The 15,607-nt window shown below is 49.1% G+C and carries 13 protein-coding genes; 7 read left to right on the forward strand and 6 right to left on the reverse strand.

The features are described 5' to 3' along the window. Positions 1-4 precede the first annotated feature (4 nt). Both nrdR and CMUST_RS08850 read right to left on the reverse strand, forming a co-directional pair. The gene (gene nrdR / locus CMUST_RS08845) at positions 5-463 is read right to left on the reverse strand and encodes a transcriptional regulator NrdR (protein ID WP_047262213.1); all 459 of its coding nucleotides are present in this window, start codon (positions 461-463) and stop codon (positions 5-7) included. Between the two features lie 116 nt (positions 464-579). Further along, positions 580-1,038 (reverse strand): hypothetical protein, encoded by a 459-nt coding sequence (locus CMUST_RS08850; protein ID WP_047262214.1) that lies wholly within the window; start codon positions 1,036-1,038, stop codon positions 580-582. Positions 1,039-1,363: 325 nt separating this feature from the next. Here CMUST_RS08850 and lexA point away from each other — a divergent pair, with 325 nt between their 5' ends. Next, complete coding sequence (gene lexA, locus CMUST_RS08855) at positions 1,364-2,080, forward strand: transcriptional repressor LexA (protein ID WP_047262215.1); 717 nt, start codon at positions 1,364-1,366, stop codon at positions 2,078-2,080. A gap of 365 nt (positions 2,081-2,445) precedes the next feature. After that, positions 2,446-3,225 carry a DeoR/GlpR family DNA-binding transcription regulator gene (locus CMUST_RS08860; protein WP_047262216.1) on the forward strand — a complete coding sequence of 260 codons (780 nt, stop codon included), beginning with the start codon at positions 2,446-2,448 and terminating at the stop codon, positions 3,223-3,225. 73 nt (positions 3,226-3,298) lie between these two features. Here the strand turns inward: CMUST_RS08860 and ptsP are convergent, their stop codons facing one another. Beyond that, a complete protein-coding gene (gene ptsP, locus CMUST_RS08865; protein WP_047262217.1) occupies positions 3,299-4,999 on the reverse strand; it encodes a phosphoenolpyruvate--protein phosphotransferase in 1,701 nt (566 codons plus the stop codon). A 349-nt stretch (positions 5,000-5,348) separates the two neighbouring features. Between ptsP and CMUST_RS08870 the strand changes: the two genes are divergently transcribed. The 4 genes from CMUST_RS08870 to CMUST_RS08885 all read left to right on the forward strand — a co-directional run bounded on the left by CMUST_RS08870 (position 5,349) and on the right by CMUST_RS08885 (position 9,912). Then, the gene (locus CMUST_RS08870; RefSeq protein ID WP_047262218.1) at positions 5,349-6,152 is read left to right on the forward strand and encodes a DeoR/GlpR family DNA-binding transcription regulator; all 804 of its coding nucleotides are present in this window, start codon (positions 5,349-5,351) and stop codon (positions 6,150-6,152) included. Then, positions 6,149-7,117 (forward strand): 1-phosphofructokinase family hexose kinase, encoded by a 969-nt coding sequence (locus CMUST_RS08875; RefSeq protein ID WP_047262219.1) that lies wholly within the window; start codon positions 6,149-6,151, stop codon positions 7,115-7,117. The genes CMUST_RS08870 and CMUST_RS08875 overlap by 4 nt, the downstream gene beginning before the upstream one ends. A 107-nt stretch (positions 7,118-7,224) precedes the next feature. Then, on the forward strand, positions 7,225-9,291 hold the full coding sequence (locus CMUST_RS08880; RefSeq protein ID WP_047262220.1) for a PTS fructose transporter subunit IIABC: 2,067 nt from the start codon (positions 7,225-7,227) through the stop codon (positions 9,289-9,291). A 357-nt stretch (positions 9,292-9,648) separates the two neighbouring features. Then, a complete protein-coding gene (locus CMUST_RS08885) occupies positions 9,649-9,912 on the forward strand; it encodes an HPr family phosphocarrier protein (RefSeq protein ID WP_047262221.1) in 264 nt (87 codons plus the stop codon). A gap of 68 nt (positions 9,913-9,980) precedes the next feature. On the opposite strand, the gene CMUST_RS08890 is transcribed toward CMUST_RS08885, so the two are convergent. The 3 genes from CMUST_RS08890 to hflX form a co-directional block, all read right to left on the reverse strand. Further along, positions 9,981-11,231, reverse strand: a complete 1,251-nt coding sequence (locus tag CMUST_RS08890; RefSeq protein ID WP_083987499.1) for an RtcB family protein — start codon at positions 11,229-11,231, stop codon at positions 9,981-9,983. Between the two features lie 299 nt (positions 11,232-11,530). After that, the gene (locus CMUST_RS08895; RefSeq protein ID WP_047262222.1) at positions 11,531-12,817 is read right to left on the reverse strand and encodes a uracil-xanthine permease family protein; all 1,287 of its coding nucleotides are present in this window, start codon (positions 12,815-12,817) and stop codon (positions 11,531-11,533) included. Between the two features lie 79 nt (positions 12,818-12,896). Further along, the gene (gene hflX / locus CMUST_RS08900) at positions 12,897-14,489 is read right to left on the reverse strand and encodes a GTPase HflX (RefSeq protein WP_047262223.1); all 1,593 of its coding nucleotides are present in this window, start codon (positions 14,487-14,489) and stop codon (positions 12,897-12,899) included. Between the two features lie 333 nt (positions 14,490-14,822). Between hflX and CMUST_RS08905 the strand changes: the two genes are divergently transcribed. After that, a complete protein-coding gene (locus tag CMUST_RS08905) occupies positions 14,823-15,581 on the forward strand; it encodes a hypothetical protein (protein WP_047262224.1) in 759 nt (252 codons plus the stop codon). Positions 15,582-15,607 lie beyond the last annotated feature (26 nt).

Raw genomic sequence — 15,607 nt, forward strand, 5'->3', positions numbered from 1 at the left:
AGGTCTAATTAGCATTTCGATCCCGTCGATTCATCAAACGGATTTCCGATTCAAAATCTTCAGCTGATTCGAATGACTTATACACTGAAGCGAACCTCAAATATGCAACTTCATCCAACTCACGCAATGGCTCCAGTATTGCAAGACCAATGTCATTAGCGTGTATCTGGGAACTGCCATGGCTACGCACAGTTTCTTCGACCTCCTGAGCCAATCGTTTCAATGCATCATCGCCAACGTCCCTACCCTGGCATGCCCTGCGTACACCAACGATAACTTTTTCCCGGCTGAATGGTTCTGTCAGCCCATTTCGCTTAACAACCAGTAACTGAGCCTTTTCTATCGTGGTAAATCTGCCAGAACAGGAGGCGCATTCACGCCGCCGCCGGATGGCGGTGCCACTATCAATTACCCGAGAATCGATGACTTTAGATTGTTCATGGTGACAGAATGGACAATGCATCATTGCTCCTTAACCAGAATCCTGGTACGCGCACGTTCTAAACAATAACATCGTACTTGTTAGTTGATGATTGCTCACAAATGCGCCCTGGTGAATACCACTGCAAAGCACTGTCACTACTGCGAACCCGCACCACCATTCGAATAAGCAACCGCAGGATAGTCGCTTTCCACCGCAGTATCATCGATGCCGACCTGTCCAGTAAGGTAAAAACCGATACCAATAATCGAACCAAACAACAAACCAAATATGTAGTTTTTCAATCCACCAACCTGTGGTTCATAAGAGTCTGTCGAACTAGAAACCGTTTTCCAATTCGAACAAGAATCCGCATCAATGTGATCGGAATTAAGCTTGTCCACCGGGATGGATGCGGGTGTGGCGCAACGCCCATATGCACTTAACGTTCGAACCTGGTGAATACCACTAACTCCAAGGGGAAGACGATCACCATCCCAGGTATCTGCCGGAGGCACCACTAGTTCAGCCCCACGAGACCGTTGCAGGGGCACGATCTTGTTATGAGGCAGCAATGAACCGTTTTTTTGATAAACATTTCCCGAAGTAATGGTCATTTTCTTCTCCTTAGTATTTTTGGTTTAAACAATTGAAAGCAGGATATCGTTTCAGACCAACACAGACCGGCCATTCACCGCTTATTTGTTCGAAAATCTAATCTGATTCGAATTATGCGCTTCGAACAAATGGTTGTCAAGATTTTTCGAAATATTTTCAAACAAGTGTGTTTAAAAAAGCGGTGTTCGACTAGGCTATAAGGCAAAAGAGCTGCACTATCGAACAACACGAAGAAGAATTTAAGCGACATTTTTTGTAAAAAACGTGCAGTTTGTTCGAACAAAGACTAGAATCATTAATCGACAGACCAACCTAGGAGAATTCATGCCCCGGAAAAAAACAACCGCAACACCCACCGGAAAATCCGATCTTGACTCACTAACGGAACGCCAACGGCGCATACTTCAAGTAATTCGCGATGCCGTAATCCTTCGCGGTTATCCACCGAGCATCAGGGAGATCGGCGATGCCGCAGGACTCCAATCCACGTCTTCAGTGGCCTACCAACTAAAAGAGCTTGAACGCAAGGGCTTTTTACGCCGCGATCCCAATAAGCCTCGCGCTGTCGATGTTCGCACTCTCCCCGGTGATGATTTACCCAAAGCTGGCCCCAAAACCAAGACTGGAAAAAATACTCTAACACCCCCCTCCGAGGAAGCATCATCCCCCCAGTTCATCCCAGTGGTTGGCAGCATAGCCGCCGGGAACCCGATACTGGCAGAGGAAAACGTATCTGCCTACTTCCCTCTTCCCGAAGAAATAGTTGGCAATGGCGATCTATTCATGCTCCAGGTTGTGGGCGAATCCATGCGAGATGCCGGAATCCTCAATGGTGACTGGGTGGTAATTCGCTCCCAGAAAGTTGCAGAGCAAGGCGAGTTTGTTGCTGCCATGATTGACGAGGAGGCGACCGTCAAAGAATTCTTTAAAGATGAAAGCGGAACATGGCTTCTCCCCCACAATGAAGCATTCACCCCAATCCCTGTCACCGCTGAAACGGAAATCCTCGGAAAAGTCGTTTCTGTTATGCGTAAGCTTTGAGTAACATCCTGCTAGAAACAAGCTGTGGAATAAATCTTTCATTGCCCGCTTTAGCACTATAGAAACCCATCACAACCTCACAATATACACCCCCATAAAGGGGGTGTATTGGAGATCACAAAACCACTTTCAATCCAACAATCGTGTTGGATTTTCCTGCATTTAGCTTTAAAAAATCTGGTAGGGTCCTTCTTTTATGTCCGAAAATGCATGAATTCACTTTTGAATTCTGCGGTTGCGTGGGCTTAAGGCATGCAAGAATAAACAAAGTAAGCACATCAGACCAATAAGCAATCGGACAAAACCAAGCCATAGTTGATGTTGAGATTGTTTTTGATATTGCACATTAAAGGAGCGTCGAAAGAATGTACTCGGAGGAACGTCGCCGCCAGATAGCCTCTCTCACTGCGGTAGAAGGTCGCGTCAATGTAACCGAATTGGCCGCACGATTCGACGTTACCGCGGAAACGATTCGACGTGACTTAGCTGTGCTTGATCGCGAAGGAGTAGTGCACCGGGTTCATGGCGGTGCGGTTGCCAATCAAACGTTTCAAACTACCGAGTACAGTTTGGACGCGCGTGCCCGCTCTGCTTCAAGCGCGAAGAACGCCATCGCGCAAGCCGCCTTACAATTTCTACCAGAATCCCAAGGCGGAATGTTCCTTGACGCAGGCACCACTACCGCCGCACTAGCTGAAATGATTGCCATGCAGCCATCAGCAAAGCATTGGTCAATCGTTACCAATAGCCTTTCGATTGCACTTACACTGGCTAACTCCGGATTAGATGAAATCCAATTACTTGGCGGATCGGTTCGTGGCATCACGCAAGCAGTTGTCGGCGATACCGCACTTCGTACCCTTGCTCTAATGCGGGCAGAAGTCGCATTCATAGGCACCAATGCCTTGACCCTTGATCATGGTCTTTCAACTGCGGATTCTCAAGAAGCGGCAATAAAATCTGCGATGATTACCAATGCACACAAGGTTGTTGTTCTTTGTGACTCTACAAAAATGGGGACAGATTATCTAGTTAGTTTTGGCACAGTGGCTGATATTGACGTCCTTATAACCGACGCCAATGCACCTGAGTCTTTTGTCAAAGCACTACGCGAACGCGACGTACAAGTAATCATTGCAAATTAATTTAGACACCTGCCTACGAATGGTGCCCGCTCGATCAATTCCAATCGAGCGGGCACTAAAACAATTATGAGGGTTACTCCCCTAGCAAAATCTCTCGCACCAACGCACGTGCATTTGTTGCTCCTTCAGCATTAAGCGCTGCCTGAGCTGCTCGTTTGCAGGTTTCAAAATCAACTGCTGCCAGTTGCGCACCTACGCCAGCGATCGCAGTCGATGCCGCAGAGAGAGAATTGACGCCCAAGCCTGTAAGGACGCAGGCCAATAGTGGGTCTGCTGCGGCTTCGCCGCATACACCTACTGCAGTATTAAAACGTTGACCTTCTTTGCATGTATGCTCAATCAAACGCAGGACAGCAGGTTGCCACGGATCGGTTAGGTATGCCAGTTGAGGCGAAAGTCTGTCGGCGGCCATCGTATATTGGGTAAGGTCGTTTGTTCCAATAGACACGAAATCCAAGTGCGGCATAATCTTGTCCGCCATCAACGACGCTGCCGGAACTTCGATCATTGCACCCGCAGTCAATCCGCGTTCCGCACACAATCCAGCGAACCACTTTGCTTCACGCGCTGTCGCAACCATAGGTGCCATTACCCATGTTGGTGATGTTTCTTCGGTGCGCCCAAGTTCTTCAGAAGCCTTAGCGATTGCGTCTAGCTGCCTGGTCATAAGTTCTTCATTTGCGCGGGCAACACGTAAACCACGCACGCCCAGAGCTGGATTCACTTCATCGGCCATGGTAGCGAATGCCACTGGCTTGTCAGATCCTGCATCTAACGATCGGACAACCACCTTCGAGTCCGGGAATTGTTCAAGTACCTTTTTGTAGACTTCCGCTTGTTCGTCAACCGAAGGTTCGGTTGTCGCGCTTAGGAAACACAGTTCGGTACGGAAAAGGCCAATGCCTTCGGCTTGTGTCTGTGTGGCCGCGATGCGGGCTGCATCGCCATCTTGCACATTAGCTAACAGTTGAACCCGATGACCGTCTTTCGTCATTGCAGGTCCCCGCCACTGAGCGATTCGTTCGGCTAGGAGTTTAGATTCTTGTTCCGCTTCCTTCGCCGTTTCTGGATCTGCTCCAACCGTGATCGTGCCCAACGAGCCGTCAACCAACACCATGTCGCCTTGGTTGATGTCTTTCACTTTTTCGCCGGCTGCAACGACGCACGGAACGTTAAGTTGACGCGCGATAATCGCAGTGTGTGATGTCGGACCACCAAGCTCGGTTACCAACCCCACAAAGTAGTCAGTATTCAGCGCTGCCGTATCAGCGGGAGAAAGATCATCAGCAAATAAAACAACCCGTTCATTGACATCGGGTAGTCCAGGTTCAGGTTCACCACGTAACTCCGCTACCACGCGGTCTCGAATATCGCGCAAATCCGTGGTGCGTTCCGCCATCACCCCACCAACGGCTTCAAACTTAGTAATAAACTTTGTCGTTGCCGCAACAACCGCATACGGTGCTGGGTGTCCACCTTGGATTCCCTTAATTACGGCTTTACGCCAACCACGATCGTTAACCATGCTCGCAGTAGCTTTGAGAACCTCGGCGGCAGCTCCCTCTGCATGCTCCGAACGACTGGTTAGCCGTTGGGCTACGGTATCGGCGGCCTGGATGAATCGCTCTTGTTCGGCTTCACGCTGCCCTTCGCTAATTACATCACCTGCTTGCGGAAGTTCCGGCCGGGGGCTAATCCATACTGCCTTAGCGTAACGAACGCCGGGAACCACAGCAGTGCCTTTAAAAACAGTGCCATTATTCACACTATTCACTGTCAGTCACCTGTCTTCACATTGGAGTGGGTATTAAGAATAGGACACCATAAAATTCACAGCACCGCAACCAAAAAACACAGAAAATCAAAACAATTATTTCCGCAATCCATTGACAATCAAAAATAAATGGGCATAAAATTACTATAAAATCCAACATTTTCCACAAGACAGCGCGTCGAAAAGTGGCGTTTTGCCTGGAATCTCCCCAACATTCGAGAAAGACAACATTAGATATGTTATTTCCCACAACACACCCCCGTTGATGCATAGACAATAACTAATGCATACAAAAACGCTAACATTCGTCGTACGTTTCGGAGTTTAAGGAGGTGACCCCGGAACAACCATGTCCACCGTTACCGAAGTTTCCAATCGTCAATCCCTCATTGCCGCTATCACTAATCAGCATGGACGTTGCACTGTTTCCGATCTTGCCAATCGGTTCAATGTCACCGCAGAAACAATTAGGCGGGATCTCAAACTTCTAGAAACAAACGGAATGCTGCGTAGGGTTCATGGCGGTGCGGTTTCCGGATCGTCCACCAAACCCAGCGAACTACGTGCTGTTGATGAGTACGATGACCTGCCAATCCAACAATCCCAGCGACGCAAAAACTCCATTGCACAGATCGGCGTTACTTTCATTCCTGGGCCAAATGCAGCAATGTTTATTGATGCTGGTTCAACAACCGAGGCTTTCGCCCAAACACTCGCTCGTACATATGTTGGCCAGCAATGGAATATCGTGACCAATTCTCCAAATATTGCTCATACTTTAGCGTCGGCTGGAGTCTCTTCTGTCACCATCCTGGGCGGCATCGTAAAACCACGAACCCAAGCGATCGTAGGGCCACAAGCCGTGAATGAACTTCAGCGACTACGTGCTGATATTGCTTTTATGGGCACAAATGGACTTAGCATCGCGCATGGATTAAGCACCTCGGATCCACGCGAAGCAACAATTAAATCACTCATGATTAAACAAGCTAAATACTCTGTTGTTTTGTGCGATTCCACGAAGATCAACCGTGAGTCCGCAGTTTCTTTTGCTGGGCTTTCTGAAATAGATACCGTTGTTTCGGATCGACAAGCACCTGAAGATTTTTCCCAAAAACTCTGCCCATTTAACACAAGAATGGTGATTCCATGATTATCACGGCCACCCCCAATCCAAGCGTCGACTCGACATTTCAGCTCACAGAAAAGCTCGTCCCAGGCACAGTAATGCGGTTGAGCGCCGCAGTGTCTGTAGCTGGTGGCAAGGGCGTCAATGTGGCGCATGCCGTGTATAAAGCCAATAAAGCAACCGTGGCCATTTTTCCGGCATCCGATGATGATCCGTTTCTCGGGCTTGTCCACGAAATAGGGTTGCCGTTTTCGACAACCCCCACTGATTTCCCAGTCAGAGTAAATACAACGTTGGCGGACCCAGATGGCGAAACCACGAAACTCAATGGTATTGGTGCGCAATTGAGTGATTCCGATGTCCAGGCATTAGAGGCAGAAATCCTAGCTCAAGCAAAAGACGCTGATTGGGTGGTACTTGCTGGTTCATTGCCGCCGGGAGTAGCAACTGACTGGTACACACGCATGATTCGTTTGCTCAGAAATAGTTCTTCCCCAGCACCAAAAATTGCGGTTGACACTTCTAACGAACCCCTTTTAAAAGTAGCTGCGACACTACCGAAGGATGCTCCTACCTTACTTACTCCCAACAGCATTGAACTTGGCCAGATAATAGGCGTAGCGGGGGAAGATCTAGAAAAAGCGGCTATGAACGGAGATTATCTCCCAGTAGTTTCAGCAGCGAATCAACTGGTAGCCAAAGGTGTCGAAATGGCATTGATAACGCTAGGAGCCGCAGGGGCCGTCCTTGCCACCTCCGAAACTGCCTGGGTAGCAAACACACCACCCACCCAAGTCGTTTCAACGGTTGGTGCGGGTGATTGTACTTTGGCAGGTTTCGTTATGGGTCAAGCTGCGGGACTCGCCCTCGCAGATGCCCTAGCGTTGGGAGTTGCATACGGACAAGCGGCGGTTATGCTGCCAGGAACAACGATTCCCACCCCAGATCAAGTAGATACAAGTATGGTTTCTGTACGCCCACTCCGGTAGCCGTTGAGGCTAGAAATGGACGCGAGAAATGCGACAGCCAACACCCGACCTAGTTAAGTTTGACAACTAAAAACCCAACACTGTTGCCCACTATCTAAGGACTGTATATGTCTGAGAACATCATTACACCACAGTTAGTTGAATTGGACGCTAATCTTGGTGATACCCCATCTGAAGTAATTAAAAACCTGGCAGTAGCGGTGACTTCTGCCGGGCGTGCTACCAACGCAGAATTGCTTTTCGACGACGCCATCGCCAGAGAGCAAAAATCCCCAACGGGTGTTCCCGGCGGGATAGCCATTCCGCACTGCCGATCGGAAGCCGTCGAGGAACCGACACTGGCATTTGCCAGGCTCAGCAGTCCAGTAGATTTCTCTGGCCCCGATGGCCCGGCAGACCTCATTTTCTTGATTGCAGCACCAGCTGGGGCTGGAAAAACACATTTAAAAATCCTCTCAACATTGGCACGTGCCCTGGTGCGTAAAGAATTCGTTTCTGCACTTCGCAGCGCATCGACCAAGGAAGAACTCGTCACATTAGTGACAGGTGTGGTGAAGACACCAGAAAAAACCCCGCAGGTTTCCTCGGAACCAACTTCCCACGTGACCAAGAACGTACCTGCTGACAAAGGCACCTTCACGATCGCAGCCATAACAGCCTGCCCAACCGGAATTGCGCACACATACATGGCAGCAGATTCATTAGCCCAGGCAGCAGCCGATCGCGACGACGTCGTATTGCACGTAGAAACCCAGGGATCCTCCTCAATCACGCCGCTTGCTGACGACATTGTTCAAAACGCCGATGCTGTTATTTTTGCAACCGATATCGGAGTGAAAAATAGGCAGCGTTTCGCTGGCAAACCTGTGATCGAATCTGGTGTCAAGCGGGCAATTAACGAGCCTAGTGTGATGATTGATGAAGCAATTGCTGCGGTTTCTAACCCGCAAGCTCCACGGGTCTCAGGAGCTACAGGAGCTCCATCTGATGACACTACCGCTGCGGCAGCAAGCAGTCTTAGCATCGGAAAACGACTGCAACAAGCCATCATGACTGGCGTATCCTATATGGTTCCATTCGTGGCAGCTGGCGGATTGCTACTAGCTTTGGGCTTCCTCGTCGGCGGTTACGATATGGCCAACGGATGGATGCATATCGCCACGGAATATTCCATTACCAATCTTCCTGGCCATTCACTGCTTATCGACGGCGCCCAAATGTCATTCGACAGATCTGGGCTAAGCCTGTATCTCGGAGCGGTATTCTTTGCCATCGGACAGGCTGCCATGGGCTTCGTCGTGGCTGCATTATCTGGATATATCGCCTATGCCCTTGCTGGTCGCCCGGGCATTGCACCTGGCTTCGTCGGAGGTGCAATCTCAGTCACACTTGGGGCGGGCTTTATTGGCGGCCTTATCACGGGCATCATTGCAGGCCTTCTAGCAATGTGGTTAGCTCAGCTGCGCGTTCCACGTATCCTTGGCTCTCTAATGCCAGTCGTTATTATCCCCTTGGTCGCGTCCTTGGGTGTGGGCTTACTTATGTTCCTCTTCCTAGGACGTCCACTCGCCGCGGTGCTCACAGCATTACAGGACTGGCTAGCTGGAATGTCCGGATCGTCTGCTCTTGTTCTTGGAGTCATCTTAGGGCTTATGATGTGTTTCGACCTGGGTGGCCCGGTTAATAAAGCGGCATACTTGTTCGCCACAGCTGGCCTTTCAACGGGCGATACCGCTTCGCTCACGATCATGGCGGCGGTCATGGGGGCTGGTATGGTTCCGCCAATCGCACTGTCACTCGCCACATTAATCCGAAAAAATCTCTTCACCCCTGCCGAACAAGAAAATGGTAAGTCTGCCTGGCTGCTTGGAATTTCGTTCATTTCCGAAGGTGCCATACCGTTCGCGGCAGCTGATCCGTTACGTGTAATTCCGTCAATGATGGCTGGCGGCGCAGTAACAGGTGCATTGTCTATGAGCCTTGGGGTTGCTTCACGCGCTCCACACGGCGGTATCTTCGTCCTGTTTGCTATCGATCCAATCTGGGCATGGCTGGTAGCAATTGCCGCAGGTGTCATCGTCTCTACTATCTTCGTTATCGCACTCAAACAATTCTGGCCCAACCCATTGGTCGTGGAAACTAACCGGGCAAACCCCAAGGTCCCCACTAGCTAGTTCTTATGTGTCCTCCAAAAGGAGGTATGGTCCGGTTCTGTAACCAAACCAGACACATGAAGCTCCGTTAGTTGGATTTCACACTAAAGCTGCAGGTTATATAGATAATCTTCATAAAATTGCCGAGCTGCGCATTAAAAACCAAAAAATCTCATGTCCGATTGGTGGCGAAACCACAAGATGCCACATACAATCGGACACAGGCGTAGATCAAATTATCCACATCACTAGGGTCAGTGCCGAAGCTGCATGAAACCCTAAAATGAGTAGAAAATTTCTTCTCCGGCTTAAATCACATCCCTCTTCCCTATCATTCGTATCAAACAATATAGATAGGTTTTTAGAAAGGACCATCACATGGCTTCCAAGACAGTTGTCGTAGGTTCCGCAGTCGGCTTGCACGCTCGTCCTGCTTCCATCATCTCTGAAGCAGCGGCAGAATATGACGACGACATTTTCCTCTACCTTGAAGGTGAGGAAGACGAAGAGGTCGATGCAGCTTCGTTAATGATGATCATGGCAATGGGCGCAGAAAAAGGCGCCAAGGTGACTGTTACGTCAGAAAACGCCGAGGCAGTGGAAAAAATCGCAGACCTGATTGAGCAAGATCTCGACGCTTAGCAACACCTTCAATGAGTACGTGCTGGTGGACGCCTAGTTATTTGGGCATCCACCAGCACTTTTATTCCTTAACCCTTGATACACAAGAGTGTTTCAAGTTTCGCAACAACCTCAACCAAGTCGCTTTGGTAGTCGATAACTCGATCCAGGTTTTTATACGCACCTGGGATTTCATCCAAAACCCCACGATCTTTACGGCACTCAACACCTGCAGTTTGCTCCAGCAAATCATCCATGCTGAACGTCTGCCTTGCCTCCGACCTACTCATCACCCGCCCCGCTCCATGAGAGGCGGAACAGTATGCCGCGTCGTTTCCCAGCCCGCGCACAATATAGGCACCAGTTCCCATGGAACCCGGGATAATTCCCAGTTCGCCGTGCCGGGCGCTAATCGCCCCTTTTCTTGTTATCACCAGCTCCAAGTCGTCGAAACGCTCTTCGCTTACATAGTTATGATGGCAATTTATGGCTTCACTGCAGCTAAAACCCGGAAGAAAAACGCGGAGTTGCTCAATAATTGATGCCATCATTACTTCACGGCTAAAAGCAGCGTAGTCCTGCGCCCAATAAAGGTCATGCATATAATCGTTCCACTCTTGAAATTCGTGGCCTGTTTCGTCTCGGTGCAGGAAAACTGCCAAATTGTGGTCTGGTAAGTCACTATTCCATTCCAGTCTGCGTGCCCGGCTTATGTGCTGTTCAGCTAATGCCTTTCCAATACCTCTAGAGCCCGAATGCAGCATTAGCCACAGTGCCCCATCGCCATCAGCACACAACTCGATAAAGTGATTACCACCGCCAAGGGTGCCACACTGACGCACGCTAGTTTTTTCCAAAGACGACACATCAACTCGCAGTTGATTGAAGCGGGAATATAACTTTTTTAAATCTCGACGAAAGAACCCGTCAGTTTTAAAAATTTCAGCCTTGGTTTTATGTTTTGCAAACCCAACAGGAACAACCGATTCCCATGCCATCCTGATATCTGCAAGATCAGCCGGGAGATCGGCTATGGTTGAACTCAATTTCACTGCAATCATTCCGCAACCAATGTCTACGCCAACCGCAGCCGGGGATACTGCTTGTCGCATTGCAATCACACTTCCAACCGTGACGGAATTGCCAGAATGAACATCCGGCATTATTGCTATCCCATGCATGTTCGGCAATGCAGCAACATTACGAATTTGTCTTTGAGCGGAATAATCAATTTCTGATAGTGGTGACCATAATCTCACTGGTACACTGGCACCCGGTAAGGCTTCCGGCAACCCATATTTATTAGAGAAAAGATGGTTTTGATGGGACTTAATGTCCATAAGAAACTCCAAAGGTAACGAGAAAATACTGGCGCTTGATTAACCGGTAGCGAACGTGTGCCGCTGTCGTTTCCGAACGAAGGGCAAGCCTTAAAACCGGTGTTGTATCAACACACCAGTGATTTAACTACCGATTAAAAAATGCCGTATTACACAATCTCTCCTTTGGCTCTGTGCCAGATTAACCGCGCCGAGCTACCAAAGTCAACCGTGTGACAAAAGCGATCCGGGCGTCGAAAAGCACAGCTAGCAGGCAACATCCCAAGCGGGGCCTACCAGCTTCACAATACGAATTCTTTTTAAAACTTAGCGTTTTTACCTTCACCGCTGGCCACGTAAAGCTTCTTTAGAATCGGGTAACCGATAATGATGCCAACCGAACCCCATGCAATTCCTTCTAATTGCACTCCGAACACGGTAAGCGTCAAGTTGCCAATTCCAGCAATGAGCGCCACTGCGGCAGCGGTTAAGTTTACCGGGTTATTAAAGTTCACGTTGTTGTCTTGCCAGATTCGAACACCAAGCATGCCGATCAGACCATAGAGAACCATCGCAGCACCACCTAATACTCCGACTGGAATTGTGAAGATCAACGCTCCAAACTTCGGAATGAATGCGAGAATCACCGCAGTCGCCGCAGCTACCCAGTAGGCAGCCGTAGAATACACACGGGTGGCTGCCATTACACCAATATTTTCTGCATACGTAGTAGTGCCCGAACCGCCGAAACCACCGGCCAAGGTAGTTCCTAAACCGTCTGCAATAAGCGCGTCACCTGCGAGATCATCGAGATCTTTGCCAGTCATCTCGGATACTGCCTTGACGTGTCCTACGTTTTCTGCAATAAGAACTACAACCACCGGTAACGTGATAAGCACCGCTGAAACAGTGAATTCTGGCGTGTGGAATTCCGGAACACCGATCCATTTCGCTGTAGCAACCGTCTCTGCGGCGTCTTCAGAGAGGTTCCCAGTCACTGCAGCAAAAATCCATCCAACAATCACCCCGAGCAAAATGCCTAGCCGGGCAAGCATTCCGCGACCTGCCACGGTAAATAGGACAATCGCGGCTAAGGTGATCGCCGCAACTAGCGGCTGACTTTGAAAATTATCAGCCGCAACTGGCGCAAGATTCAAACCAATCAATGCCACAATCGCGCCAGTAACCGCTGGCGGCATCACTAGGTCAATTACTCGTTTACCTAGCCGTTTAACGATGAAACCGATAACTACCAGCACGAGACCGACAACTACTACGCCTCCCAGTTGAACGCCGATGCCACTGCTTTGCGACGCCAACAGTGGTGCGATGAACGCAAACGACGATCCCAAATATGAAGGTAATCTGTTCCGGGTAACCAAAAGAAAAATCATGGTTCCCAGACCGGAGAACAGTAATGTGGTGTTTACCGGAAAACCCGTTAACGTTGGCACCAGCAATGTTGCGCCAAACATGGCTATCACATGCTGCATACCTATTCCAATGGTGCGGGGCCAATCAAGCCGTTCATCGGGCGCAACCACAGCACCCGGTTTGATGGTTTTCCCATCACCGTGTAGGGACCATCCCCAGGAAGCTTTACTCACGAAGCTTTATTATTTCTTGCCCTAGGACAAATGTTCAAGTTGATTGACACCCCTCCAAAACGAACCTCCGAAAGTGGTGTTAGTTTTCACCAACAACAAACTCCTTTAGTTCCTCCGCTAATGCGTGCGGCAACCGCACCTCTATCACTGTGCCCTCTGGCAAATAGTCTTCTCGCAATACCGTACCGTTTCTGTGCAATCGCGATACGATTTCACCGCGTGCAAAAGGAATTAATAATTCAACATGCGCGTCTTTAGAATTAAGGAAAAGCTCAATGCGCGCCTCAAGTTCCGCGATCCCCTCACCTGTGTGCGCAGAAACAAATACTACATCTTCTAAGGCATGCCGCAATTGTGCAAGCACCAAGGGATCTGCAGCATCAATCTTATTCACAACAACGATCTCCGGTGGAGCATCAACTTTCAATTCCCGCACGATGTCAGTGATAACCCCATTTACTGCTTCAATTTGTTTCAGCGGGAATGGGTCTGAACCGTCGACTACATGGAGAACAAGATCTGCCTCCACAACCTCCTCTAGCGTGGACCTGAAAGCTTCCACCAATTGAGTGGGCAAATGGCGAACAAAACCAACCGTGTCTGTAAAAACTACGGAACGACCGTCAGCGAGTTCCGCACGTCGGGTAGTTGGATCCAACGTTGCAAATAGTGCGTCCTCCACCAATACACCCGCACCTGTAAGAGCATTGATTAACGACGATTTACCGGCATTCGTATATCCGGCAATCGCGATTTGCGGAATTGTAGAAGACTTTCGCTGAGCCCGTTTTACATCACGGGCTGTTTTCATTCCCGCAATTTCTTTTCGCAGTTTCGCCATGTCACTGCGTAATCTCCGTCGATCGGCTTCAATTTTGGTTTCACCGGGACCACGTAATCCTACACCGCCATTGGAACCAGCACGTCCGCCTGCCTGACGGGACAAAGCACTACCCCAACCTCGAACCCGCGTAATCAGATATTCCATCTGGGCAAGGGAAACCTGCGCTTTTCCTTCTTTGCTTTTCGCATGTTGGGCAAAGATATCCAAAATAAGCATCGTGCGGTCGATAACTTTGACGTCAAGTGCCTTCTCCAACGCTATCATCTGTCCTGGTGAAAGCTCGCCGTCACAAATTACTGTATCAACCGAGGTTGCAGCAACGATCTCTCTTAGCTCTTGCACTTTACCCGAGCCAATGTATGTTCCCGGATCCGGGCGATCACGTCGCTGGTAAAACATCTCGACAACCTCTGAGCCTGCGGTTTCTGCAAGAGCGGCTAATTCTTGCATATTCGCATCAATTTCAGCAGTTGTACCTTCGGTCCACACCCCAACCAAAATGACCCGTTCCAACCGCAACTTGCGATATTCAACGTCGTAACCATCGTCTTGGTCCGTAGCATAAGATCTTCCGCGCGAAAGGCTACGTAAACTTGAGCGATCCTCTAGATCTAACTCACCCACCGTTGGTTGCGCTTCCGCACTAACACCAACACTGAAGTATGGTTCTGTAACAGGCTGCGGTTGTGGCACTGAAACCGGTTCGAGTCCACTTTCAGATTCTTGTTGGTCGGCACCGACAATGGCTGTCGTCCCACGAAAAGCTCGCTTCAGTATTGTTTCGGTAGAATTTTCGGTTTTCTTCTTATCATTCATATGTGTAGTCATCGTTACTACATTATTCTTCCATGCAACCTGTAATACAGCCAATACCTGGTTATGTCTTAAAGACAATCTCCCGTTGTTAAGCAATTGTCCCAGTCGAAAAAGTACCATTTAGCTTTTTATTCTCACCCCTTTGAGCACTTCCGTGCTGACTAGAAAACAAATCGAGCGGAAATCCATAGCTTATCCCGAAGACGGTTAGTGCTCATGTTTATTAGAGCCTAAGAATTTACACTGATATCAAAATTGCTCCTAAGCAGGTGCTGAAATAGTGTTATAAATCTGCAACCGCCACAATGAGTGTTTATTCGTCAATTAGTCGTAAAATACTTCCCTATGGGTAAAGATCTTTTCGCAATGGGTATGAAGTATGACAAGTGGCAGGATGCCGTTGAAGCAGCCATTTCGACCAATCGACTATCCGTTATCGGAGAACCAAGGGGCGGCCAACTGGTCCAATACTCAGATCCATCTGGCGCTCAGATCAATATCTTGACTGTGGAACCATTCGCCACCTTCGCAGGCTTTGAGGCTCAAGCACAAAGTTTTGCCCATGTGTCAATGATTAACGACGTCCTCGCACTTTGTGAAATCGTTGATTATAACGGTCAGCTAGTAACAACTTTGACTTGTAATCTTTCACAGGGACCACTCATTGCTGAGCATCCTGAACAACGATGGCAACAAGTTGGTATTACAGCCTTATTAGATAATGAAGGCCTACGTCTTTTTTCGAGTGTCGACGAATATAAAGCGGAAACTGACCAAGAAGTCGGCTCCGTGGTTTCTGAAGGAGCTCAAACCATAACAACAAGCAGTGGCATGGTTACGCCAACCGCAGCTGCAGATATATCTGTTCGCGTATTAGAAGCAGAATATCGACACAATGAATTGACTGGACAACGATTCATTCATGCTACTGTCGATGGATCTTTCGCGTTGGATGTATGCATTCCAGACACAATCGAACTACCAGAGAAAAACAGCGTGCTAACAGGAAAAGCCACCATGGTCGGCTCGATCATTGCACCACAAGGCTGCGGTGATGGCTCCGGCGGATGCGGCTCCGGCGGCTGTGGTTGTGGTGGGCATTAAAATGCTAGTGCGAGAGGGTGATGTCA

Source organism: Corynebacterium mustelae (assembly GCF_001020985.1).
GTDB classification, from domain to species: Bacteria; Actinomycetota; Actinomycetes; order Mycobacteriales; family Mycobacteriaceae; genus Corynebacterium; species Corynebacterium mustelae.

Coding starts and splice junctions, on each gene's coding strand:
- nrdR (WP_047262213.1), bottom strand. CDS start 463: ATGCATTGTCCATTCTGTCACCATGAACAATCTAAAGTCATCGATTCT.
- CMUST_RS08850 (WP_047262214.1), bottom strand. CDS start 1,038: ATGACCATTACTTCGGGAAATGTTTATCAAAAAAACGGTTCATTGCTG.
- lexA (WP_047262215.1), top strand. CDS start 1,364: ATGCCCCGGAAAAAAACAACCGCAACACCCACCGGAAAATCCGATCTT.
- CMUST_RS08860 (WP_047262216.1), top strand. CDS start 2,446: ATGTACTCGGAGGAACGTCGCCGCCAGATAGCCTCTCTCACTGCGGTA.
- CMUST_RS08870 (WP_047262218.1), top strand. CDS start 5,349: ATGTCCACCGTTACCGAAGTTTCCAATCGTCAATCCCTCATTGCCGCT.
- CMUST_RS08875 (WP_047262219.1), top strand. CDS start 6,149: ATGATTATCACGGCCACCCCCAATCCAAGCGTCGACTCGACATTTCAG.
- CMUST_RS08880 (WP_047262220.1), top strand. CDS start 7,225: ATGTCTGAGAACATCATTACACCACAGTTAGTTGAATTGGACGCTAAT.
- CMUST_RS08885 (WP_047262221.1), top strand. CDS start 9,649: ATGGCTTCCAAGACAGTTGTCGTAGGTTCCGCAGTCGGCTTGCACGCT.
- CMUST_RS08890 (WP_083987499.1), bottom strand. CDS start 11,231: ATGGACATTAAGTCCCATCAAAACCATCTTTTCTCTAATAAATATGGG.
- hflX (WP_047262223.1), bottom strand. CDS start 14,489: ATGACTACACATATGAATGATAAGAAGAAAACCGAAAATTCTACCGAA.
- CMUST_RS08905 (WP_047262224.1), top strand. CDS start 14,823: ATGGGTAAAGATCTTTTCGCAATGGGTATGAAGTATGACAAGTGGCAG.